The sequence below is a fragment of the Streptomyces olivaceoviridis genome (assembly GCF_014650115.1).
Lineage (GTDB): Bacteria > Actinomycetota > Actinomycetes > Streptomycetales > Streptomycetaceae > Streptomyces > Streptomyces olivaceoviridis.
Genome location: NZ_BMUI01000002.1, coordinates 160,801 through 183,474, shown reverse-complemented (window position 1 = coordinate 183,474; position 22,674 = coordinate 160,801). Strand labels below are relative to the sequence as shown.

Below are 22,674 nucleotides of genomic sequence, written 5' to 3'. Positions count from 1 at the left end.
GGGCTGGTGGGCGATGACGGCAGACCAGACGGGCCCCGTGGTCGGAACGCCCCACGGGGCCGTACGCGGCCGGTACGAGCGGGGGATCGCGGTCTTCCGGGGCATCCCGTACGCCGCCCCGCCCTTCGGTCCGCTGCGCTTCCGCCCGCCCCGGCCGCCCGAGCCCTGGGACGGGGTCCGGGACGCCGGAGCGTTCGGGCCGACCGCGCCGAAGCCGCCGTACTCCGAGGCGTTCGCCCAGTACCTGTCCGACCCCGTGATCCCCGGCGACGACTGCCTCAACCTGAACGTGTGGACCCCCGAGCCGGGGCCCGGCGCCCGGCTCCCGGTCCTGGTCTGGCTGCACGGCGGCGCGCTGACCAGGGGTTCCTCGGCGGTGCCGGTGTACGACGGCAGGACTTTCGCGCGCGACGGGGTCGTCTGCGTCTCGGTCAACTACCGACTGGGGGTGGAGGGCTACGGCCTGTTCCCCGACGCGCCCCCGAACCCCGGCCTGCGCGACCAGCTCGCCGCGCTGCGCTGGGTGCACGAGTCGATCGGGGCCTTCGGCGGCGACCCCGGCCGGATCACCCTGTGCGGCCAGTCGGCCGGTGCCATCAGCGCCGGCGTCCTCCTCGCCGCACCCCAGACGCGGGGCCTGATCCGGCGGGCGGTCCTGCAGAGCGGCGCGCCCGAGGCCGTCGACCGCGACAAGGTACGGCGGATGGTGCGCCGGATGGCCACCCGGCTGAAGATCCCCGCCACCGCCGAGGCGTTCGCCGAGGTCGACCGCGCACTGCTGCTGCGCACGCAGGCCGAGGTCGGCCGGCTCAGCAGCCCGGTGCTGGGCGGGCCCGCGTTCGGCATCGTCGTGGACGGCGACCTCGTGCCCCGCGACCCGCTGAAGGCGCTGACCGACGGCGCCGCCGCCCGGGACGTCGACCTGCTCATGGGGTGGACCCGGGACGAGTACCGGCTGTGGCTGGTGCCCGGCGGACTGCTGGAGCACGTCGACCGGCTCGGCGCGGTCGCCCTGGCCGGGGCGATGGCCCGCTGCCACGCCGGGCACGAGGTGGCGCGCGGCTACCGCGCGCTGCACCCGGACGCCGGGACCGCCGAGATCGTCGGCCAGATGGTCACCGACCACCTGCTGCGGGTGCCGCTGCACCGGCTCGCCGACGCCCGCCCCGGCGCCAGTCACCTCTACGAGTTCGCGTGGCCCTCCCGGCTGCCCGGCCTCGGTGCCTGCCACGCCCTGGAGCTGGGGTTCGTCTTCGACAGCGGGGACGTGCCCGAGTCGCGGATGCTGGCCGGTGAGGGCGCTCCGCAGGAGCTGGGCGACGCGATGCACGCCGCCTGGGTGCGGTTCGCGGCCACCGGGGACCCCGGCTGGGCCGCCTGGGACGCGACCCATCCGGTGCGGGTCTTCGGCGAGGGGGAACCGCATACCGTACACGGTCCACGGGATGCGGAGACCGGCCTGTGGCCGACCGCTCGCGCCGTCCCGGAGCCCGCCCCCGCGCCCGGGGGCCGGGCGCCGGGGGCCGAACTGGCGGCGGCGGTACGGCGTCTGCGGCGCTCGGTGGCGGCCCGGCGCCGCTGAGGGTCCTTCAAGAACGTTGCCCGCCACGGCGGTTGCTCCGGCGGGGCGGGCTGTCGGCGGCCGTCGGTCACCGCACATCACGATCTGTCAGATGTGCAGTCTTTATGAAGGGTTCACGCACCTTTTCGGGCGTCAAGTCCGTTCTCTTACCAAGAACTTGGCAGACCTTTACGTGCTTGAAAGAGTCCTGCCCGAGTCGACGCTGCTGAACTGCCTCGGCCTCCTCGACACCCCGAGCTCCGGCGCCATCCGCCACGAGGGCCGGGACATCACGGAATTCGGCCCGCGCTCCGCCCGGCACTACCGGCGCGACGTCCTCGGCTACCTCTTCCAGAACTACGCCCTGATCGAGAACGCGAGCGTCGCGGCCAACCTCGAAGTCGCCATGAAGCCACGGCGGAAGAGGCCCGACGCTCCGACCGTCGCCGACGCGCTGGGACGCGTCGGGCTGGCGGGCCGGGAGAAGGAGCAGGTGCACCGGCTCAGCGGTGGCGAACAGCAGCGCGTCGCCCTGGCCCGCCTCATCGTCAAGCAGCCCGCCCTCGTCCTGGCCGACGAGCCCACCGGCGCGCTCGACCACGACAACACCACCCTGGTCGTCGACATCCTGCGCACGATGAGCGAGGACGGCTGCGCCGTCGTCATCGCCACCCATGACGACGCGGTCCGCGACCGCTGCGACACCGTTCTGACCGTCGGAAGCACGACCCAACCGGAACCCGTGAAAGGAAGGCAGCTCGCATGAAGATCCGTCTCACCTGGGCCGCTCCCCTCGCCCTTCTCGTCCTCGCCGTCATCGCGGTCCTCCCGTCTACGGCACGCACGCCTTCACCATCCTCGGGCGGATAGGAACGAGGATCTTCTGAGCCGCCCGCCCGGTCGCCGCAGGGGCGGCGCGGTACCCGGCCGGGCCGCGCGAGTCGCCGGACGCGGGTCGCGTGCGGACGGGATGCCGTCGTGCCCGGCCGGCGACACGCCCCGGGCACGTCCGGCCCGGCCGCGCGCAGCGCGCCCGCCGCGCCCCCGCCGGTGACGGCCACCACCGCCGCGCCGGCGGTCCCCGGAGTCGCGGATGAAGTCGCCGTGCGGCACCGGAACCGGACCGGGTCCGAGGCCGCGGGCCCGGTGGGAGCCCGGGTAACCGCACATGCGGCCCCGGGCCGTTGGTGTGGTCCGGCCGACCGCGGGAGAGCGGAGCCCCCCGGGGCGGGCCGACCCGGACGGGGAAGCGATCGGATCGGCTCGGCTCGGTTCGGCTACGCGGTGAGTGCTTCGCCGATTACCTTGATCGTCTCCAGGCCGACGTGGCAGTGCCCCGTGGTGTGGTCCGGCCCGCCGTGAACGGAGCTTCCCCCGGGCGGTTCCGGTCCGGACGGGGAAGCGATCGGCTCGGCTCGGCTACGCGGTGAGTGCTCCGGCGATTCCCGTGATCGCCTCCGGGCCGACCCGGCAGCACCCTCCGATCAGCCGCGCTCCCGCCTCCCGCCACGCCTTGACCTGCTCGGCGCCGAACGTGGTGCGTCCGCGCCAGGCCCGGGCCCGCGCGTCCCAGGTCTCGCCGCTGTTGGGGTACACCACGACCGGCTTGCCGGTGACACGCGCCGCGATCTCCACCGCGCCCCGCACATCCTCCGGCGCACAGCAGTTGACGCCGACCGCGATCACCTCGTCCGCGTCGGCGGCGAGGCCGAACGCCTCCTCCAGAGGCTGCCCGGCCCGCGTCCGCAGGCCCTCGACGGTGTACGACAGCCACGCAGGCACCCCCAGCCCCCGCACCGCCCGCAGCAGCGCGGCGGCCTCGTCGGCGTCCGGGACGGTCTCCAGCGCGAGCACGTCCGGCGCGGCGGCGGCCAGCACCTCCATCCGGGGCCGGTGGAACCGCTCCAGCTCGCCCACGCCCATCCCGTACCGGCCCCGGTACTCGGAGCCGTCCGCGAGCATCGCCCCGTACGGACCGACGGAGGCGGCCACCCACAGCGGGCGTGGGACACCCGCTCCATGGGCTTTCCGGGCCGCCTCCCGGGCCAGTTCCACGCTCAGCCCGAGCAGCCGCGCGGCTTCGTCCCGGCCGATGCCGCGCTTGCCGAAGCCCTCGAAGGTGGCCTGGTAGCTGGAGGTGATCGCCACGCTCGCGCCCGCGAGGTAATAGGCGAGGTGGGCCTCGGTGACCGCTTCGGGCCGCTCGGCGAGCAGCCGTGCCGACCACAGCTCGTCGCTCAGGTCGTGCCCGGCCGACTCCAGCTGGTTGGACATGCCGCCGTCGAGCACGACGGTCCCGGCGGCGAGGGCGTCGGCGAGGCTGGGGGAGGTGTGGCTGGTCATGGTCACGACGCTAGTCGAAGGACCGGGGGAAAGGGCTTTCCCTCCGGTCGCGCGTTCTCCGCCGGACCCATTGACCCCCTGGTGGCCCGCCCGTACCTTTTCGGCGTTCGGAATCACAGATGGCGTACGGGATACCGAACGGTCATGGGATGTCGAACGAGCAGTCCTCGACCCGGCAGTCCTCAAAGGCACCGCTTCCCCACGAGAGGCAGTCCGCATGAGCCGCGACCACGATCTGCCCGAAGCCCCCCGCCGCAGACTGATGCTGAAGGGCGCCGCGCTCGCCGCCGGCGCCCTGACCGCCGCCCCCGGCCTCGCCCAGGCCGCCCCCACGCCCCGGGAGCCGCACCCGGAGGCCACGACCCCCTACGGGAACCCCCTTGTCCTCCAGCGCGCCGACCCGCACGTCACCCGCCACACCGACGGTCTCTACTACTTCACGGCCACCGTCCCCGAGTACGACCGCATCGTCCTGCGCCGCGCCCGTACCCTGAACGGCCTGGGCGCGGCCGACGAGTCGGTGATCTGGCGGGCGCACCCGACCGGTCCGATGGGCGCCCACATCTGGGCGCCGGAGCTGCACCGGATCGGCGGCAAGTGGTACATCTACTTCGCCTCGGCCCCGGCCGAGGACGTGTGGGCCATCCGCATCTGGGTGCTGGAGAACGCCCACGCCGATCCCTTCCGGGGCACATGGGTGGAACGGGGCCAGATCAAGACCGCGTGGGAGACCTTCGCCCTGGACGCCACCACCTTCAAGCACCGCGGCACCCGCTACCTGGTGTGGGCCCAGCACGAACCCGGCATGGACAACAACACCGCGCTGTGGATCTCGAAGATGGCCGACCCGTGGACCCTGACCGGGCCCCAGGTACGGCTGTCCACCCCCGAGTACGACTGGGAGTGCGTCGGCTACAAGGTCAACGAGGGGCCGTACGCCCTGGTACGCAACGGCCGTGTCCTCCTCACCTACTCGGCCGGTGCCACCGACTGGCACTACTGCATGGGCCTGCTGACCGCCGACGCGCACAGTGACCTGCTGGACGCGCGGAGCTGGGCCAAGTCGCCCGTCCCGGTCTTCACCAGCGACGACACCACCAAGCAGTACGGCCCCGGGCACAACTGCTTCACCGTCGCCGAGGACGGCCGTACCGACGTCCTCGTCTACCACGCCCGCCAGTACAAGGAGATCACCGGCGACCCCCTGCACGACCCCAACCGGCACACCCGGGCCCAGAAGCTCGGCTGGAAACCGGACGGCACGCCGGACTTCGGCGTACCCGTCGCCGACACCGTGGAGGAGGGCGCGTGAGATGAGCCGCCCGTACGCGATCCCACCCGCCCTGCGTCCGGCGCCCCCGGGCGAGGTATGGGTGGGATGAGCCCCGGGGCGCCCCGACCGGAACCGGGGCGTCCAGGCTCCCGCGAGGAAGGACAGTCGCCGCCGTGATCGAACTGCCCGCCGACGACCGGGTGTCGAGCCCGTACACCGGCTTCACCCGCGCCCACTGGGAGGCCGCCGCCGACGCGTTGCTCGCCGCCGTCGAACCGTACGCCACCCCCGACCGCGCCCTCTACCACCTGCCCGGCGACCGTGTGAGCCACGCCGGCCGCCTCTCCGACGGCCTCGAAGGGTACGCGCGCACACTGCTGCTGGCCGCGTTCCGCCGTGACGAGACCGCGCTCGGCCGGTACGCCGAGGGCCTCGCGGCCGGGCCCGGCGGGGTCTGGCCACGGATCACGGACCGCGGCCAGCCGCTGGTCGAGGCCGCCTCGATCGCGCTCGCCCTGCGGCTCACCCGACCCCTGCTGTGGGACCGCCTGGACGACGCCGTCCGCGAGCGGACCACCGCCTGGCTGGCGGACGCGCTCACCGCCGAACCCTGGCCGTGCAACTGGGAGTTGTTCCCGGTCGCCGTCGGCGGCTTCCTCGCGGAGACCGGCCACCGGGAGGAGGCGGCGCGCAAGGCGGTCGACCGGGGGCTGGAACGGGTCGAGGGCTGGTACGTCGGCGACGGCTGGTACACGGACGGCGACGGCCGGAAGTTCGACTACTACAACGGCTGGGCCCTGCACCTGTACACCGTCCTGCACGCATGGCTGGCGGACGACGGCGAGCTGCTCGCCCGCTACGGCCGCCGGCTGTCCCGCCACCTCGCCGACTACGCCCGCCTGTTCGGCGCCGACGGCGCCCCCCTGCACCAGGGCCGCTCCCTCACCTACCGCTTCGCGACGACGGCCCCGCTCTGGCTTGGGGCCCTGACCGGACACACCCCGCTGCCGCCGGGCGGGACACGGCGGCTGGCCTCCGGCACGCTGCGGTACTTCCTCGACGGCGGCGCGGTCGACGAGCGGGGCCTGCTGCCGCTCGGCTGGCTCGGCCCCGACGAGTCCGTCGCGCAGCCCTACTCGGGCCCCGCCTCGCCGTACTGGGCGAGCAAGGGCTTCCTCGGGCTGCTGCTGCCGCCCGGGCACGAGGTGTGGACGGCACGGGAGGAGCCGGGTCCGGCGGACCGCGCCGACGGGGCACACCCCGTGCCCGCCCCCAACTGGCTGCTCCAGACGACCCGTTCGGACGGTGTGGTCCGGCTGCACAACCACGGCAGCGAGGACGTCCGCTACGACCCCTACTACACCCGGCTCGCCTACTCGACCGCCACCGCGCCCGTGCCGTCGTACGACAACAGCGTGATCGTCGACGGCGATCCCAGCCGTACGCGGATCGAGCCGCTCGGCACCGGCGAGGGGTGGATCGCCTCCCGGCACACCGTGCGCGCCGGGATCACCGTCACCAGCCTGGTGGCCGTTCGGGGAGCGATGGAGGTGCGGGCCCATCTGGTGGCGGGCGCGGCACCCGGCACGCCGGTACGGGTGACGGGCTGGCCGGGCGGGAAGGGCCTGCGCGCCGAGCTCACCCCGGTCACCGGCCTGTCGGCGGAGCTGACCGGGGTGACCGGGGACGGCGCGGCCACGCTCTTCGTGGCGCTCGCCCGGCTCACCGGGGAGCCGGACCCGCTGCCGCCGGCGGAGCTGGCGCGCGTGGAGACGGACGGCGACGAGCACGGCCACGAGGTGCGGGTGAGCTGGTCCGGGGGGCCGGCCGCCGCCTTCCGGTTCACGGCGGCGGACGAGGTGTCCGTCGGCCCGTCCTGGTCGGTGTCGCCCCTGTGAGGCGGCGCGGAGGGGTGCCGTACGTTTCGGCGGGCGCCGAAACAACCGGGGTGCAGCATGGCCGTATGACCGCAGAGCCCGCTCCCGCCCCCTCCTTCGCCGGCCTCCACCACCGTCCGGGCGACCCGCTGCTGCTGCCCAACGCCTGGGACCACGCCTCGGCCGCCGCCCTCGCCGACCGGGGGTTCCCGGCGATCGGCACGACCAGCCTGGCGGTCGCGGCGGCCGTGGGGCTGCCCGACGGGGAGGGCGCGACCCGCGAGCACACCGTGGGTCTCGCCCTGATCCTCGGCTCCGGGCCGTACCTCCTCTCGGTCGACGCCGAGGACGGATTCAGCGACGACCCGGACGAAGTCGCGGAACTGGCACGCGAGTTGTGGGCCGTCGGAGCCGTCGGCGTCAACCTGGAGGACGGCCTGGGCCCGGTCCGGCGGCACGCGGCGAAGATCGCCGCCGTCAAGGCGGCCGTGCCGGGCCTGTTCGTCAACGCCCGTACCGACACCTACTGGTCGGGCGACGGCGACGAGAAGGAGACCCTGCGCCGGCTCGACGCCTACCAGGAAGCGGGCGCCGACGGGGTGTTCGTACCCGGCGTCACCGACCCGGGGCGCATCGCGGCTCTCGTCCGGCACACCACCGTCCCCCTCAACGTCCTCCACTCGCCCACCGGACCCACGCTCGGTCACCTCGCCGGGCTCGGCGTGCGCCGCGTCAGCCTCGGCTCGCTGCTGTACCGGCGGGCGCTGGGCGCGGCCCTGGACGCGGTGACCGACATCGCGGCCGGGCGCGCCCCGGCCGGTACGACCCCGTCCTACGCCGATGTCCGCGCACTGGAACGCAGTGTCTCGGCGAGCGAGTCGGCGAACTCCACGGGGTGGTCCAGCGTGCCGAGGTGCCCGCCCGGGAACTCGGTGAAGGCACAGCCCATGCGTGCGGCGAGGAACTCGGTCGTGCGGTGCAGGAGTTGACCGCGTGACGCGGCGCCGGCGGTGAGGGTGAGCCGGCCCGGGGGCGGGGTCAGGGCGGGCGCGTACGCGGAGAACGGGCGCAGGACACGCGCCAGGAAGACGCCCATCGGGGTCGCCGACCCGCCCTCGGCGGGCGGCCGTCCGGGGCCGTCCAACTGCTCGATCAGCTCGGCCCGGCGCGCCGCCCCGTCCGGCAGGACCGTCACGCACGGCGGTTCGTGCGCGACCACGTGCGCCAGCCGCCCGGGGTACCGCGCCAGCAGGTCCAGCACCGCGATGCCACCGGAACTGGTGCCGAACACCGACGCCGTCCCGCCCTCCGGCAGCACCTCCTCCAGCACCCGCCGCGCGCCCTCGCTCCAGTCCGCGACCCGCTGCTCGGCGACCGGGTGCCCGAGCCGGCCGTGCGCGAGGCCCAGCGGGTCGTACGTCACCACGGTGAAGCGCGTGGCCAGCCGCTCGGTCAGCGGTCCGAGGCCCATCGGATGCCCGGCCCCGCCCGGCACGAGCAGCAGCACGGGACCTCGGCCCGTGACGTCGTAGGAGGGTGTGTCAGCCATCGTTCTCCTGCTCCCGGGGCCAGTGGGCGAGGGTGAGGTGCAGGGCGTCGACGGCCTTGTCCCAGGAGGCCTGTACGTCCCGGTCCGCGCCGAAGCCGCCCGCGCCCTCCAGGAGGCAGTAGCCGTGGAAGGTGCTGCGCAGCAGGCGCACCGCGTCCGTCAGGTCCGGTTCCTCCAGGCCGTACGCGCGCAGCATGCCGTAGGTGATCTGTGCGGTGCGGTGCAGTGCGGGGGAGTCGGCGACGAGGGCCTGGTCCATGCGGATCTGCGTGGCCGCGTACCGGCCCGGGTGCTCAAGCGCGTAGTCCCGGTAGGCGCCGGCGAAGGCCCGCAGCGCCTCCTTGCCCGAGCGGCCGGCCACCGCCGCCGCGATCCGGTCGATCAGTTCTTCGCCCGCGTACAGGGCGAGGCGGGTGCGCAGGTCCTTGAGACCGCGGACGTGCGAGTACAGGCTCGCGTCCTTGACGCCGAAGCGGCGCGCCAGCGCCGAGATGCTGACGTGGTCGAAGCCGGCCTCGTCCGCCAGCTCCGCCGCTGCCGCCACCAGCCGCTCGACGGTCACTCCCACCCGGGCCACCGGCCACCTCCCTTGGGTTCCTAGGTCATAGCCTAGAGTCCCTAGGTAGCGGGGTGTCAACAGTGGGTGCCCCCGGCCCTCACCAGTGCCACGTCCTCCGCGCGCAGCCGCAGCGCGTGCAGGGCGGTGTCCCCGCCGCGCGCGGGGTCGGGGTCCCACAGCCAGACGGTGTCCCCGCTCGCCTGGAAGGACAGCACCGGGTGCCGGACGGGCACCGGGCCGTTGATGACCGGCACCTTGGCGTCGAGCGGCCTGACACAGACCAGTTCGCCGCGCAGCCCGAAGTACGCGGGCGGACGCCGGCCGGCCCGTACCGCGTCCATCGTCCGGTCGGCGGCCTCGCCCACGCCGTTGAGCGCGCCGACCGTCACCGTGAGCACCGCGACCACCAGCATCAGCGGCAGCACCCACGGCACGAGTCCGGTGGCGCCGGTCTGGAGGTGGAAGTGCCGGGCCCAGCCGCCCAGCGCCAGCAGCACCAGGCCGCAGCCCACCGCCGTGGCCAGCGGCCGGAACGCCACCGCGTACTGCCAGTAGAAGGCCACGTGCACCGAGTCCACGGGGATGCCGAAGAAGTCCTCCAGGTACATGGCGTGCAGGAAGGACCCGGCCCACGGCATCACGAACGGCACGGGTGCGGCGAGCACGGGCAGGAACCACTGCATGTTGCGGCTGAACCAGGACTCGCTCAGCGCGTACCACAGGCCGAACACCGTGAACGCGACGAGCGCGACCACGGCGAACGCGGCGAGCTGGCGGCGGACGCCGATGTCGCCGGAGTCCGCCCACATGAAGCCCAGGAAGGCGGGGCCGCCGGTGAGGACGGCCCCGCAGCCCAACGCCACGAGCCACGGCCGGGGTTCGTTGGAGGTCACCCACCGGCCCACCGGCCGGCACAGGGCCGCCGGTATCAGCAGGGCCGGGAACCGCCAGGGTGTCGCGTAGGTGCCGACGACGATCCCGGCGGCGAGGCACGCGAACGCGACCAGACAGCCCAGCGCGATCGTGAGCGACGCGCGCCGTGGACCGGCCCGGCCGTCGCGCGGGGCCGGCCCGATCGACCTGCGCAGGTCGTGCGCCTCGGGGTCGAACGGCGCGCCGCCGAGGGTGCGGCTCGTCAGCTCGGCCTGTGCCTGGTCCCGCTGCTCGTCCGTGTGCGGGCCGCGCAGGTGCAGGGTGCGCCCGACGTCCCAGCCGCCGACGGCGATCCAGTGCTCGGCGAGCCACCGCAGCACCGGACCGGCGTCGTCCGGCACCTTGTGGTGGACGTGGTACGTCGTCACCGGCTCGGCGTCGCCCGGGCGGATCAGGGCGGCCTCGCGCACCCACACGTCGAGCCGGCGCCGGGACGCCAGCCGGGTCAGCCGTTCGACCGCCGTGGACCGGGCGGTGAGGCGGGAGCCCCGGAGCGGGACGTCGACGACCAGGGCGGCGTAACCGTCGTCCGCGCTGATCGCGTCGGTGTCCCGGGCCGGGCGCACCCGCCAGCCCTCCTGGGCGCCGAACACCTCGGCCGCCAGCTCGCGTTCGTCCGGTTCGTCACGTACCTCCACCACCAGGCGGACTCGGCGGTTGTAGGGCTGGGCTGCCACGCGCGTACTGTACTCAGCCGATCGGCGCGTACAGCACCCCCGGCTTCTCGGCCGTGTCGGTCACCTGGTCTCCGCAGCGGGGGTCGGGGAGAAGACGAACGAGAACTCCGCCGGCTCGGCCCGCAGGTGGTACCGGGGCAGCGGGCCCGGACCGCAGGGACTGGGAGCCGATGCCGTGCTGGCCGTGGTCGAGGTGCACCCACACGCCCGCGCCGGAGCCGCTGCCGGGCACCAGGTCGGTGCGGTGGGCCGCCGCGTCCAGCTGCTCGGTGGTCCAGCGGCGGGCGGTGAACCAGTACGCCGGGTCGCCCTCGACGCGCAGGCCGTCCAGCTCCGCCCGGCGGACGTCGATCCGGGCGCCGTTCTCCTGGGGGCGCACGTACGGCGTCTGGAGCTCGTCCACGGTCGACTGCCAGCGGGCGATCCGGGACGCCGTGCGCGTGTCCGGGTACGCCTCGCCGGGCCCGCCGCCGTACCACCGCACCCGGTCGGCCGCGGCCAGCCCGAAGCGGATGCCGAGGCGGGGCAGCGGGACGGTCCAGTCGCCGTCCGGAACGGTGGACACGGTCAGCCGGAGCCGGTCTCCGTCCGACGTCCAGCGGTACACCGCCGACAGTCCCAGCTCCCGGCCGGCCGGCGCCACCCGGGTGCGGACCGTCAGCGCGTCCTCGCCGGCCTCCACCGTGTCCAGGCGGTGCCGCGTCCGGTGCAGGCCGAGCCCCCGCCACAGCGGGCCGTAGCGCAGGTCGCTCTGCCAGGCGGCACCGTCGTCGTTGTCGGTGGTGGCCCGCCACACGTCCAGGCGCAGACCGGTGACCGGCACCGCGCCGATCGTCCGCAGCGCCCCGGTGCGGGCGTCGAAGACGGCCGGGCCGAGGGTGATCACCCGTCACCGGGTGCCGGGCGCGCGGTCGCGGCGACGTACGGCGTCCGGCGCGCCGACACCGGGAGCCGGCCCCAGGCGACGACATGGTCCCGCGGCGCCCACGCGGTGCCGGAGGCGAGCACCGCCCGGACGGTCCAGTACGCCTCGCCCGCCGGGGCAGCGGCCGGTACGGCGGGCAGCTCGACCTCGGCGGACTCGCCGGGCGCCAGCGCGGGCACCGACAGGCTCCCCGAGTCCACGGTCTCGCCCTCGACCTCGTACGACCAGGAGAAGGCCAGCGCCGACAGGTCCGCGAAGTCGTAGGTGTTGGTGACCCGGACCGTGCCGGCCGCGCCGTCGCCGGTGATGGCGACCGGTTCGATCACCTTCTTGTACTCGACCAGGCCGGGGGAGGGCCGCCGGTCCGGGAACAGCAGGCCGTCGCAGACGAAGTTGCCGTCGTGCAGCTCCTCGCCGAAGTCACCGCCGTAGGCGTAGCCCAGCTCGGGGTGGGCGATGCCGTGGTCGATCCACTCCCAGACGAAGCCGCCCTGGAGCCGGTCGTGGGCCTCGAACAACCGCTGGTAGTCGGCGAGTCCGCCGGGCCCGTTGCCCATGGCGTGCGCGTACTCGCAGAGGACGAGGGGGAACCGGCGGCGCTTGAGCGGTCCGCCGTCCAGCCGCCGGCCGATCCGCTCGACCTCGGCGTGGCTCGCGTACATCCGCGAGTAGACGTCCGTGTCACGGCAGGTGTGGTCGCCCTCGTAGTGCACGAGCCGGGAGGCGTCACAGGCGTGGATCCACTCGGCCATCGCGGTCAGGCCCCGGCCGGTGCCGGCCTCGTTGCCGAGCGACCAGATGACGACCGAGGGGTGGTTCTTGTCCCGCTCGACCATGCGGGCCGCCCGGTCGAGCAGGGCCGGGGTCCAGCGGTCGTCGTCGACGGGGTTGTCACGCCAGCCCTGCTCGGTGAAGCCGTGCGTCTCCAGGTCGCACTCGTCGATCACCCACAGGCCGTACTCGTCGCACAGGTCGAGGAAGGCCGGGTGCGGCGGGTAGTGGGAGGTGCGGACGGCGTTGATGTTGTGCCGATTCATCAGCAGCACGTCCTCGCGCATGGTCGCGAGGTCGAGGGCCCGGCCCTTCTCCGGGTGCCACTCGTGCCGGTTGACGCCCTTGAAGAGCACCGGGCGGCCGTTCACCTTGATCAGGCCGTCCGACAGCTCCACCGTGCGGAAGCCGATGCGCACCGGCACCCGCTCGCCCCCGGTGGCCAGCAGGCCGTCGTACAGCCTCGGCGTCTCCGCCGTCCACGGCTCGACCGGGACGGTCACCGGCTCACCGGTGGGGACGTCGACACCGAGGTCCGGGACGGTCACCCGGCCCGCCACGTCGGAGTCGACGCGCAGGGTGCCCGTGCCGGACACGTGGTCGTAGGAGGCGTGCAGGAAGAAGTCCCGGACGCCGCCCGCCGGGCGGTGCAGCAGGGTGACGTCGCGGAAGATGCCCGGCAGCCACCACTGGTCCTGGTCCTCCAGGTACGAGCCCGCCGACCACTGGTGGACGCGTACCGCCAGCACATTGCCCGAGGTCCTCAGCAAGGGGCCGACCGCGAACTCGTGCGGCAGCCGGGAGCCCTTGAACTCGCCCAGCTCGGTGCCGTTCAGCCAGATCCGGGCGCAGGACTCCACGCCGTCGAAGCGCAGCACGGCGTCGCCGCCGGCCGGCCAGTCGGCGGGCAGGTCGAAGACGCGCAGATGGTCGCCGGTCGGGTTCTCGGTCGGCACCCGGGGCGGGTCGACCGGGAACGGGTAGAGGTGGTTGGTGTAGAGGGGGGAGCCGTGGCCCTGGAGCACCCAGTGGCCGGGGACCGGGACCTCCGCCCAGTCAGCGGCGTCGTACCCCGGCGCCGCGAAGGAGTCGTCCTGGGCGTCGGCCGTGTCCGACAGCCGGAACCGCCAGCTTCCGTCGAGTGAGAGGGACGCGGCGTCGGAGGAGGCGTACCAGGCGCGCGGCGGCAGTGCCCCGGACCCCGGGGAGACGTCCTCGACGTAGTCGGTGCGGGTGGGGAAGGACATCGGTCTCCTGGCTCGGCCCTTGCACACGAGGAGCAGGGGCGGGATCGGGATGGCGGTCGGCGTGCGGGTCGGGCGGTGCAGGCGGGTCGCGGGCCGCCGGGTCAGGCGAGTGACCGGCGGCCCCCGGTCGGGGAAGCGGCCGCGCTACTGCCTGGTCCTGACCTCGTTGGCGCCGCCGGTGCAGCGGTAGAGGATCACTTCGGAGCCGTCGGCCGTCGCCTGTCCGCTGACGTCCAGGCCGCCCTCGGAGAACAGCAGCCGGGCGACCCGGGCCCGGACCTGGGGGTCGAAGTTCTTCAGGTCGTCGACCCACCAGGCGCCGGACGCGCCGATGTCGTCGACGGTCTGGGCGGCGTGGGGGGAGACCTCGGCGGCCGGGGTGGCGGCGGTGCCGGCGGCACTCGCGGGCGGGGAGCCGAGCAGGGCTCCGGTGACGGCCGGCGCGGCCGAGGCGGTCAGCAGGACGGGTCCGCGGGTGCGGGGCCGGGAAGTGGGGGGCCGGGAGGTGCGGAGGTGGGACACGTGCATCCCTTCCGTCGTCACGAAGGCGGTGCGGTACGGCTCCTCGCGGGTGCGGTGGTGCGCTTGGTGCTGGTCCGCTGCCCCACGGACTGAAGCGCCCCCTCCAGCGCGAACGTGGCCGCGCCGAGGGACACCGGGTCGGTGGGGATCGGGGAGAGGACGATCTCGGTGGCGGCCAGCGGCCGGCCCAGGGCGTGCCGGGCGACCGCCCGGCGGACCTCCCCGAGCAGCGGTTCGCCCAGCCGGGAGGCCACCCAGCTGCTGAGGACGACCACCTCGGGGTTGAGGAGATTGATCAGGTCGGAGATGCCGGCGCCGAGGTAACGGGCCGTGTCCCGGACGACCTTGAGCGCGACCGGGTCGTCCTGGGCGACCGCGCGGGCCAGCGCGTCGATGGTGGCGGTCTGGTCCCCGGGGTGCAACAGGACCGAGCGCGGGTCGAGTTCGCGCAGGTTCCGCATGATGCCCGGTGCGCCGACGTACGTCTCCACGCAGCCGTGGTTGCCGCAGTGGCACAGCCGGCCGTCCAGTACGAGCGTGGTGTGCCCCCACTCGCCGGCGCTGTTGCTCACCCCGCGGTGCAGACCGCCGCCGAGGGCCAGACCGGCGCCCACCCCGGTGCCGAGGTTGACCACGACGGCGTCCCCGCGGCCCCGCGCCGCCCCGCACCACAGCTCGGCCAGCGCGCAGGCGCGCAGCGGGTTGTCCAGGTACAGCGGGTAGGCGAGGTGTTCGGCGAGCAGACCGAGCAACGGCACGTCGTGCCAGTCCCAGTTGGGCGCGTACTCGGCGACCCCGGTGTCCCGGTCGACCTGGCCCGGCACGCTCACCCCGACGCCCAGCACCCGGGCCGCCTCGATGCCGGCCTGGGCGACCACCGAGCCGACCGCGGCGGCGACCTGCCCGACCACCTGCTCGGGCCGGCTCTCGCCGGGCCGCATGTCCTCGTCGGCGCGGGCCAGCACGTTCAACGCCAGGTCGAACAGCTCCACGTGGACGTACGTCTCGGCGATGTCCACGCCGATCAGCGCGCCGCCCGACGCGTTGACGGCGACCAGCCCGCGGGGGCGGCCCCCGGCCGAGTCCTCGAACCCGACCTCGGTGATCATGCGGAGGTCCAGCAGCTCACCGACGAGCGTGGCCACCGTGGCGAGGCTCAGCCCGGTGGCCGCGGCCAGCTCCTGACGGGAGGTGGGGGACTCGGCGATGATCTGGCGCAGCACCTCGTAGCGGTTCGCGGTGCGGATGTCACGTGAGGTGCGCTTCACGTGGCTGCCCCTCCCCTCCCGTGCGGACCGGTGCGGGCCGGGGCGGCTCCGGCACCGGCGCGGGCGTCAGGCTATGGGCTGGGAGGGACTTTCGACAAGGGGTTTGGAAAGGGGCTGGAGGAAGTCGGGGGAGGCGCCCCGGCGAACGGCCGTCAGCGGTCGAGGAGATCCCGCACGAAGGCGTTGGCGAACGTGCCGGAAGGGTCCAGGGCGCGGACCAGGTCCCGGAAGTCGGCGAACCGCGCGTACCGCCCGCGCAGTACGGCCGGGGGGATCCGGAAGACCTTCCCCCAGTGCGGGCGCGGGTCGAACGGCTCCAGCACCTCCTCCAGCCGGCGCACCACGGGCAGCACCGCCGCCTCGTCCTTCACCCAGGTGAAGTGCAGCGCGACCGAGTCCCGTCCGTGGGCCGGGCTCAGCCACTGCGGGTCGGCGGCGACCGTCCGCACCTCGCAGGTCTGCAACACGCCGGCGACCGTCTCCCGGATGCCGTCGATCGCGTGCAGCGCGTCGAGGGCCGCCGGTCGCGGCAGCAGGTACTCCGACTGGATCTCCTCCCCGCTGCTCGGCGTGAACTCGGCCCGGAAGTGCGGCAACCGCTCGTGCCAGGGCCCCGGCACCCCGAGCTGCTCCGTGCAGTTCGCCGCGGGCATGCCCGGCACCGGGTGCAGCGGCTCCGTCGCGGGCGCCGCCCACGGGAAGTCCACCGCCGGCCGGTCGGTGCGCCGCTTGACCCACACCTGCCGGAAGCCCGGCCGCCGCCAGTCGGTGAAGAGGCTCACGCTGTACCCGGCGGCGGCGACGGTCTCGAAGTCCAGGCCGTCCAGGGGGAGTTCGGTGTAGACCCGCTGCTCCACCCCGTACGCCGGCTCCAGGTCGAGGGTGAGCGCGGTGACGACGCCCAGCGCGCCGAGGGAGGTGACCACACCGCCGAACCGCGCGTCGTCCCGGCCGATCGTCTCGGTCGTGCCGTCCGCGACGACCATCTCCACCTCGCGGACCGCCGACGCCAGCGGGCCGTTGGTCACACCCGAGCCGTGCGTGCCCGTCGCCACCGAACCCGCCACCGAGATGTGCGGCAGGGAGGCCATGTTGGGCAGGGCGAGACCGTGCGCGTGGACCGTGCGGGCCAGTTCGGCGTAGCGGACCCCGCCCGACACCCGGACCGTACGCGCGGCCGTGTCGACGTCGATCGTCTGCGGCAGCCCGGCGGTGGACACCAGGACGCCCTCCGGGCCCGGGTCGGCGATCCGGTTGAAGGAGTGCCCGCTGCCCAGGGTCCGCACCCGCGCGTTCCCCGCCACCAGCGCCGCCAGCTCCTCCGGCGTGCGCGGACGGTGGAACGCGCGCGCCGCGTACGTGACGGTGCGTGCCCAGTTGGTGACCGCGCCCGTGCCGGTGGCCCCGGCCCCCGTCGTCCCCGTGGTCCCTGCGGTCTCAGCCATCCCTGCGTCCTCTCCCGGAGCGTTGCGTCTGCGTTGACCCTCTCATTCGGCGCCGCCTACCGTAGAGACCGGTTGCTGTCCGAGCGTCACCGAGCCGGAAGGTCCCTTCCTTGCCCGAGCGTCCCCAGGCGCTGTTCGCCATGACAGCCCGGAACGTGCCGCTCGTCTTCCCGCCGGAACTGCTGGCCCGGCTGCGCGCGTGCGTGGACATCGATCCCGCTCTGGTGGCGCACGACTTCACCGGGGCCCGGGTGCGGGAGGTCCTCGCCCGCACCGAGATCCTGATCACCGGCTGGGGCTGTCCCCGCCTGGACGCGGCCGTCCTGGACGCCGCGCCGAGGCTGCGCGCCGTGCTGCACGCGGCCGGCTCGGTCAAGGGGTTCACCACGCCCGAGGTGTGGCAGCGGGGCATCGCCGTCTCCACGGCCGCCGCCGCCAACGCCGTGCCCGTCGCCGAGTACACCCTCGCCATGATCCTGCTCGCCGGGAAGGACGTCTTCGCCCTCCGCGACCGGCTGCGCGACCGGCGCGCCCTTCCCCACGGCGACATCCTGCCCGGCATCGGCAACCACGGCCGCCGCGTCGGCGTCGTCGGCGCCTCCCGGATCGGCCGCCGCCTGCTCGGACTGCTCCGCCCGCACGACCTCGCGGTCACGCTCGCCGACCCGTACGTGGACGCGGCGGAGGCCGCCCGGCTCGGCGTACCGCTGCTGCCGCTGGACGAACTGCTGCGCACCTCGGACATCGTGACGCTGCACGCCCCGCAGACCGCCGAGACCCGCCATCTGATCGGCGCCCGCGAGCTCGCCCTGATGCCCGCCGGGTCCGTGCTCGTCAACACCGCGCGCGGCGCCCTGGTCGACCACGAGGCACTGATAGCGGAGCTGCGCGCCGGACGCCTCAGCGCCGTGCTGGACGTGACCGACCCGGAACCGCTGCCCGCCGACTCCCCGCTGTACGACCTGCCGAACGCCTTCCTCACCCCGCATCTGGCCGGCTCGCAGGGCAACGAGGTGGCCCGGCTGGGGCGGGTGGTCGTGGAGGAGGCCGAGCGGCTGTCGGCCGGCGACGGTCTGCTGCACGCGGTCGACCCCGCGGAGCTGGGACGCACGGCCTGAGCGTGCCGACCGGGGGAGCGGCGGCGCGCTGCCGATTTCATCGCCAAAGTGGATAAATGGGGTGTACCGGTAGGATCGCCGGGGCCCCGGCACAGGGGTTCCGGTGGCGGGGGCATACGGTGAGAGGCGTACGCCTGAGCCGGGAGGAGACAGACGGATGGGCAGTCGCACCGCGCTGGTCGAGGATCTGATGGAGCGGTTCCCGCAGGTGCCGCGGGAGGCCGTCTTCAAGGAGGACCTGCTCCGGGGCGGTGTCGCCTTCGACAAATCCGCACTCAGTGACAATGAGGACGGGGACGTCAAACCGAAGTCGTACTTCATCTTCTCCTTCGACCACGGCACCCTGCCCGAGCTGGGCGAGGCCGCGCTGCGCCGGCCCCCGGAGGAGATCATCCTGACGGGCGGCCCGTACGAGCTGAGGCGCACGGTCGTCTCCGTACGGGTGAACCCCGCCTCGCCGTACCGGGTCGCCGCCGACGAGGAAGGGCTGCTCGGGCTGTACCTCGACGGCCGGCGCGTCGCCGACGTCGGGGTGCCGCCGATGCCCGAGTACTACCGGCACACCCTCTCCAACGGGAAGTCCGTGATGGAGGTCGCGCCCACCATCCAGTGGGGCTACCTGATCTACCTGACCGTCTTCCGGGTCTGCCAGTACTTCGGCGCCAAGGAGGAGTGCCAGTACTGCGACATCAATCACAACTGGCGCCAGCACAAGGCCGCCGGCCGGCCCTACACCGGCGTCAAGGACGTCGAGGAGGTCCTGGAGGCGCTGGAGATCATCGACCGGTACGACACCCAGAAGGCGTCGACGGCCTACACCCTCACCGGCGGCGCGATCACGTCGAAGGTGGCCGGCCGGGACGAGGCCGACTTCTACGGCCACTACGCCAAGGCCATCGAGGAGCGCTTCCCGGGCCGCTGGATCGGCAAGGTCGTCGCGCAGGCGCTGCCCAAGGCGGACGTGCAGCGGTTCAAGGACTACGGCGTGCAGATCTACCACCCCAACTTCGAGGTGTGGGACCGCCGGCTGTTCGAGCTGTACTGCCCCGGCAAGGAGCGCTACGTCGGCCGGGACGAGTGGCACCGCCGCATCCTGGACTCCGCCGAGGTGTTCGGCGCGCGCAACGTGATCCCCAACTTCGTGGCGGGCGTGGAGATGGCCGAGCCGTTCGGCTTCACCACCGTGGACGAGGCCATCGCCTCCACCACCGAGGGCCTGCGCTTCTTCATGTCGCACGGCATCACCCCGCGCTTCACCACCTGGTGCCCGGAGCCCACCACCCCGCTCGGCAAGGCCAACCCGCAGGGCGCGCCGCTGGAATACCACATCCGGCTGCTCCAGGCCTACCGGCAGACCATGGACGACTTCGGCCTGTCCTCCCCGCCCGGCTACGGCCCGCCCGGCCCCGGCCGCGCGGTCTTCTCCGTCAGTTCCTTCATGGACAGCCTGCCCGCGGACGACACGTCGGCGCAGGACGCGGAGGGAACGGAGACGGGGGAGGAGCCGGTCCGGGTGTGACCCGGTGAGCAGAACCGCGTCCGCGTCCGTACCCAAGGCCGGAGTCGCGGGCTGATCGCGGCACGCGCGCCCGCCGCCACTGTCGGTAGCCGGATGTGAACAGGTCGCTTGTCAGTTGTGGCGGGAGCGTGAAAGGCTCTGTGCCCTGCCGCGGGGTTCCCCGCAACTCCTTTTCCCCTTTGGTGAGTTGCCCTCGCTCGTGGATGCAGGAGTCCCATGCCCGACCTGCCGACCCCTCAGGACGACACCGAGGCCGCGCTGTTCTCGGAGTGCTGGGACGCGGTGCTCTCCTACGCCGACCTGTGCACCTCCGGGTCCCTGACGGCCCACCAGCTCGCCACCGAGGCGTTCACGCTCGGCATGCGCGAGGTCCGTGCCGCCGCGAGCACCCATGTGCGCGGCGCCGGAAGCCGCACCGCACGGCTGCCGACGATCCCGGCGCTGCTCACCGCCGTACGCGCCACCGCCGCCGCCTGGGAGGCCGACGGGCAGGGGCACAAGCTCGACCCCGAGCTGCGACTGTGGCTCAACTCCGGCAGCGCGGCCCGGTTCTCCGGGCCGCCGCTCGGCCGGCCGGTCGCGCTGCGGGGGCTGCGGGACATGCAGGAGGCGGACGCCGCCCTGCTCTGGCTGGCCGAGGTGGAGGCGCTCCCGCTGCCCACCGTGGCCCGCCGGCTCGGCCTGGACCCGGCCACCGTCGCCGACGAACTCGACCAGGTCCGCGGCCTGTTCCGGGACCGCTGCCACCGCGCCCACCTCGACTCCCCGATGGACGCGCAGTGCCGCAGCTACGCCCGACTGCTGGACGCGGTCACCCGCTCGACCGCCGTCGAGACCCCCGGCGACCTCTCCCGGCACCTCGCCACCTGCGTGCGGTGCGCCGAGGCCGCCGCCTGTCTGCGCCTGCACGGCGGCGGACTGCCCGGCGCGCTGGCCGGCGGCGTGATCGGCTGGGGCGGCCTCGCCTACCTGGAGCGGCGCCGTCGCGCCACCGAGGTCCGCCTCGGCGCGGGCCGCCCGGGCGGCGCCGACGCCGACGACCGGGAGGAGGGCGCGGGCCGCAGCAGGGTGCTGCGCGGCGGACTCCTCGCCGCCGCGGTGCTGCTGTCGGCGCTGGCGCTCGGTGTGTCGATGATGCCGTTCGGCGGCTCCGGCGAGGACACCGCCGCCGCCCAGGACGACCGGCAGCCGGTCGCCGACCGGGGCGTCTCCCGCACCGCGGCCCGCCCCACCGCCACGCGCTCCCCCTCCGCCCCGGCCTCCGCGACCCGCACCGAGCGCCGGCCCGCCCCGCAGAAGCCCGACCCCGAACCCCAGGGCACCTCCTCCGCCACCCACCGCGCGGGCCCGGTGAACGCCTCCGCCACCACCCGGCCGGCCGGCTGCCGGGTCGCCTACGAACTGGACAGCCAGTGGCCCGACGGCTTCCAGGCCACCGTCAGCGTCACCACCGACCAGGCCCTCACCGGCTGGGAGGTGTCCTGGGCCTTCCGCGACGGCCAGCAGGTCGGCCAGATGTGGGACGCCACCGTGCACCAGGACGGCCCCCGCGTCACCGCCACCGCCGCCGACTACAACAAGACGGTCGCCGCGCACGGCACCCTGTCCTTCGGCTTCCTGGGCTCCTTGACCGGCGGCAACCGCACGCCGTACCGCTTCACGCTCAACGGCTCGCCCTGCACGGTCGGTTGACCGCGGGCGCGGAATTTCCGGTCGGGCGGAAAATGCTTTGACGTACCGGCCCGTCCACGGGCTACAGTTGCCTGGCACGCCGAGGTGGTGTGCGGACGCGCGAGCGAGGACGAGGAGGTGTCGACAGATGGCTGTCACTGCGCTGGGCGCTGCCCTCATCCAGGAACTCATCAAGTCCACCTCCGTGGCCGCCGGCTGAACCGACCGCGCACCGTACGCGCCTGCCCGGGGCCACCCTTGTGAAGGGTCTCCCTTGACTTCCACCTCCGCTGAATTCTCCGCACTGGCTCCCTACGGCTGGGACGAGTCCTGGGCCGAGGCGTTCGCCCCGTTCGAGGCCGACGGGCTGCTGCCCGGACGGGTCGTCCGGGTCGACCGCGGACAGTGCGACGTCGTCACCGCGGACGGGAACGTCCGCGCCGACACCGAGTTCGTCGTGCCCCGCGACCCGATGAAGGTCGTGTGCACGGGGGACTGGGTCGCCGTCGACCCCGGCGGCGACCCCCGGTACGTGCGCGCCTACCTGCCGCGCCGCACCGCCTTCGTCCGCTCCACCTCCTCCAAGCGGTCCGAGGGGCAGATCCTCGCCGCCAACGTCGACCACGCCGTCGTCGCCGTCTCCCTCGCCGTCGAACTCGACCTCGGCCGCGTCGAACGCTTCCTCGCCCTCGCCTGGGAGTCCGGCGCCCAGCCCGTCGTCGTCCTCACCAAGGCCGACCTCGTGCCGGACCCGGTCACCCTGGCCCACCTCGTGCAGGACGTGGAGACCAGCGCGCCCGGCGTGCCCGTCCTCACCGTCAGCGCCCTGCACGGCGACGGACTCGACGTGCTCGTCGCGCTCGTCGGCTCCGGTACGAGCGTGCTGCTCGGCCAGTCCGGCGCGGGCAAGTCCACCCTCGCCAACGCGCTCGTCGGCGCCGACGTCATGGACGTGCAGGCGGCCCGCGACGTCGACGGCAAGGGACGGCACACCACGACCACCCGCAACCTGCTCGCCCTGCCCTCCGGCGGGGTGCTCATCGACACCCCCGGCCTGCGGGGCGTCGGCCTCTTCGACGCCGAGACCGGCGTCGGGCAGGTGTTCACCGAGATCGAGGAACTGGCCGAGCGGTGCCGGTTCCAGGACTGCGCCCACGAGTCCGAGCCGGGCTGCGCGGTGCGGTCCGCCGTGGAGAACGGGGAGCTTCCGCAGCGGCGGCTGGAGAGCTACCGGAAGCTGCTGCGGGAGAACCAGTGGATCGTGGCCAAGACGGACGCCAGGGCCCGTGCGGAACTGCGCCGGGAGTACAGGCGGAAGGGAGCCGAAGGGAAGGCCGCGCTGGAGGCCAAGCGGGGGCGGTGGGCGTAGGGACACCCCGGCCGCGCCCGCCGGCTCCACGTCCGATTTCCGCTGGC

The 22,674-nt window shown here is 74.1% G+C and carries 15 protein-coding genes and 1 pseudogene; 9 read left to right on the top strand and 7 right to left on the bottom strand.

The features are described from left to right. The first annotated feature begins 13 nt into the window (after positions 1-13). Both IE273_RS04690 and IE273_RS04685 read left to right on the top strand, forming a co-directional pair. Positions 14-1,582, top strand: coding sequence for a carboxylesterase/lipase family protein (locus IE273_RS04690; RefSeq protein WP_189813854.1), 1,569 nt, complete (start codon positions 14-16; stop codon positions 1,580-1,582). Between the two features lie 172 nt (positions 1,583-1,754). Then, the gene (locus tag IE273_RS04685; RefSeq protein WP_229887079.1) at positions 1,755-2,327 is read left to right on the top strand and encodes an ABC transporter ATP-binding protein; all 573 of its coding nucleotides are present in this window, start codon (positions 1,755-1,757) and stop codon (positions 2,325-2,327) included. Positions 2,328-2,980: 653 nt separating this feature from the next. On the opposite strand, the gene mmuM is transcribed toward IE273_RS04685, so the two are convergent. Further along, complete coding sequence (gene mmuM, locus IE273_RS04680; protein ID WP_189813852.1) at positions 2,981-3,904, bottom strand: homocysteine S-methyltransferase; 924 nt, start codon at positions 3,902-3,904, stop codon at positions 2,981-2,983. A 217-nt stretch (positions 3,905-4,121) separates the two neighbouring features. Between mmuM and IE273_RS04675 the strand changes: the two genes are divergently transcribed. The 3 genes from IE273_RS04675 to IE273_RS04665 all read left to right on the top strand — a co-directional run bounded on the left by IE273_RS04675 (position 4,122) and on the right by IE273_RS04665 (position 8,043). Further along, positions 4,122-5,216: a glycoside hydrolase family 43 protein gene (locus IE273_RS04675; protein WP_189813851.1), complete on the top strand. Its 1,095-nt coding sequence runs from the start codon at positions 4,122-4,124 to the stop codon at positions 5,214-5,216. Between the two features lie 137 nt (positions 5,217-5,353). Beyond that, positions 5,354-7,075, top strand: a complete 1,722-nt coding sequence (locus IE273_RS04670) for a DUF2264 domain-containing protein (RefSeq protein WP_189814175.1) — start codon at positions 5,354-5,356, stop codon at positions 7,073-7,075. 65 nt (positions 7,076-7,140) lie between these two features. Next, on the top strand, positions 7,141-8,043 hold the full coding sequence (locus IE273_RS04665; RefSeq protein WP_189813850.1) for an isocitrate lyase/PEP mutase family protein: 903 nt from the start codon (positions 7,141-7,143) through the stop codon (positions 8,041-8,043). 552 nt (positions 8,044-8,595) lie between these two features. Here the strand turns inward: IE273_RS04665 and IE273_RS04655 are convergent. The 6 genes and pseudogenes from IE273_RS04655 to IE273_RS04630 form a co-directional block, all read right to left on the bottom strand. Beyond that, the gene (locus tag IE273_RS04655) at positions 8,596-9,180 is read right to left on the bottom strand and encodes a TetR/AcrR family transcriptional regulator (RefSeq protein ID WP_189813849.1); all 585 of its coding nucleotides are present in this window, start codon (positions 9,178-9,180) and stop codon (positions 8,596-8,598) included. 56 nt (positions 9,181-9,236) lie between these two features. After that, positions 9,237-10,772: a hypothetical protein gene (locus IE273_RS04650; protein WP_189813848.1), complete on the bottom strand. Its 1,536-nt coding sequence runs from the start codon at positions 10,770-10,772 to the stop codon at positions 9,237-9,239. 60 nt (positions 10,773-10,832) lie between these two features. Further along, a pseudogene (locus tag IE273_RS04645) lies at positions 10,833-13,715 on the bottom strand (glycoside hydrolase family 2 TIM barrel-domain containing protein). A 144-nt stretch (positions 13,716-13,859) separates the two neighbouring features. Further along, entirely contained in the window at positions 13,860-14,237 is a 378-nt protein-coding gene (locus tag IE273_RS04640) for a hypothetical protein (RefSeq protein ID WP_373309300.1), read from the bottom strand. Between the two features lie 17 nt (positions 14,238-14,254). Next, complete coding sequence (locus IE273_RS04635) at positions 14,255-15,505, bottom strand: ROK family transcriptional regulator (protein ID WP_189813847.1); 1,251 nt, start codon at positions 15,503-15,505, stop codon at positions 14,255-14,257. 152 nt (positions 15,506-15,657) lie between these two features. Then, positions 15,658-16,950 (bottom strand): FAD-binding protein, encoded by a 1,293-nt coding sequence (locus IE273_RS04630; protein WP_189813846.1) that lies wholly within the window; start codon positions 16,948-16,950, stop codon positions 15,658-15,660. A gap of 110 nt (positions 16,951-17,060) precedes the next feature. Between IE273_RS04630 and IE273_RS04625 the strand changes: the two genes are divergently transcribed. The 4 genes from IE273_RS04625 to rsgA all read left to right on the top strand — a co-directional run bounded on the left by IE273_RS04625 (position 17,061) and on the right by rsgA (position 22,627). Next, entirely contained in the window at positions 17,061-18,068 is a 1,008-nt protein-coding gene (locus tag IE273_RS04625; RefSeq protein WP_189813845.1) for a hydroxyacid dehydrogenase, read from the top strand. 157 nt (positions 18,069-18,225) lie between these two features. After that, a complete protein-coding gene (locus IE273_RS04620) occupies positions 18,226-19,587 on the top strand; it encodes a radical SAM protein (RefSeq protein ID WP_189813844.1) in 1,362 nt (453 codons plus the stop codon). A gap of 216 nt (positions 19,588-19,803) precedes the next feature. Further along, complete coding sequence (locus IE273_RS04615; protein ID WP_189813843.1) at positions 19,804-21,279, top strand: cellulose-binding domain-containing protein; 1,476 nt, start codon at positions 19,804-19,806, stop codon at positions 21,277-21,279. A 253-nt stretch (positions 21,280-21,532) separates the two neighbouring features. Next, entirely contained in the window at positions 21,533-22,627 is a 1,095-nt protein-coding gene (gene rsgA, locus IE273_RS04610; RefSeq protein WP_189813842.1) for a ribosome small subunit-dependent GTPase A, read from the top strand. The last annotated feature ends 47 nt before the right edge of the window (positions 22,628-22,674 follow it).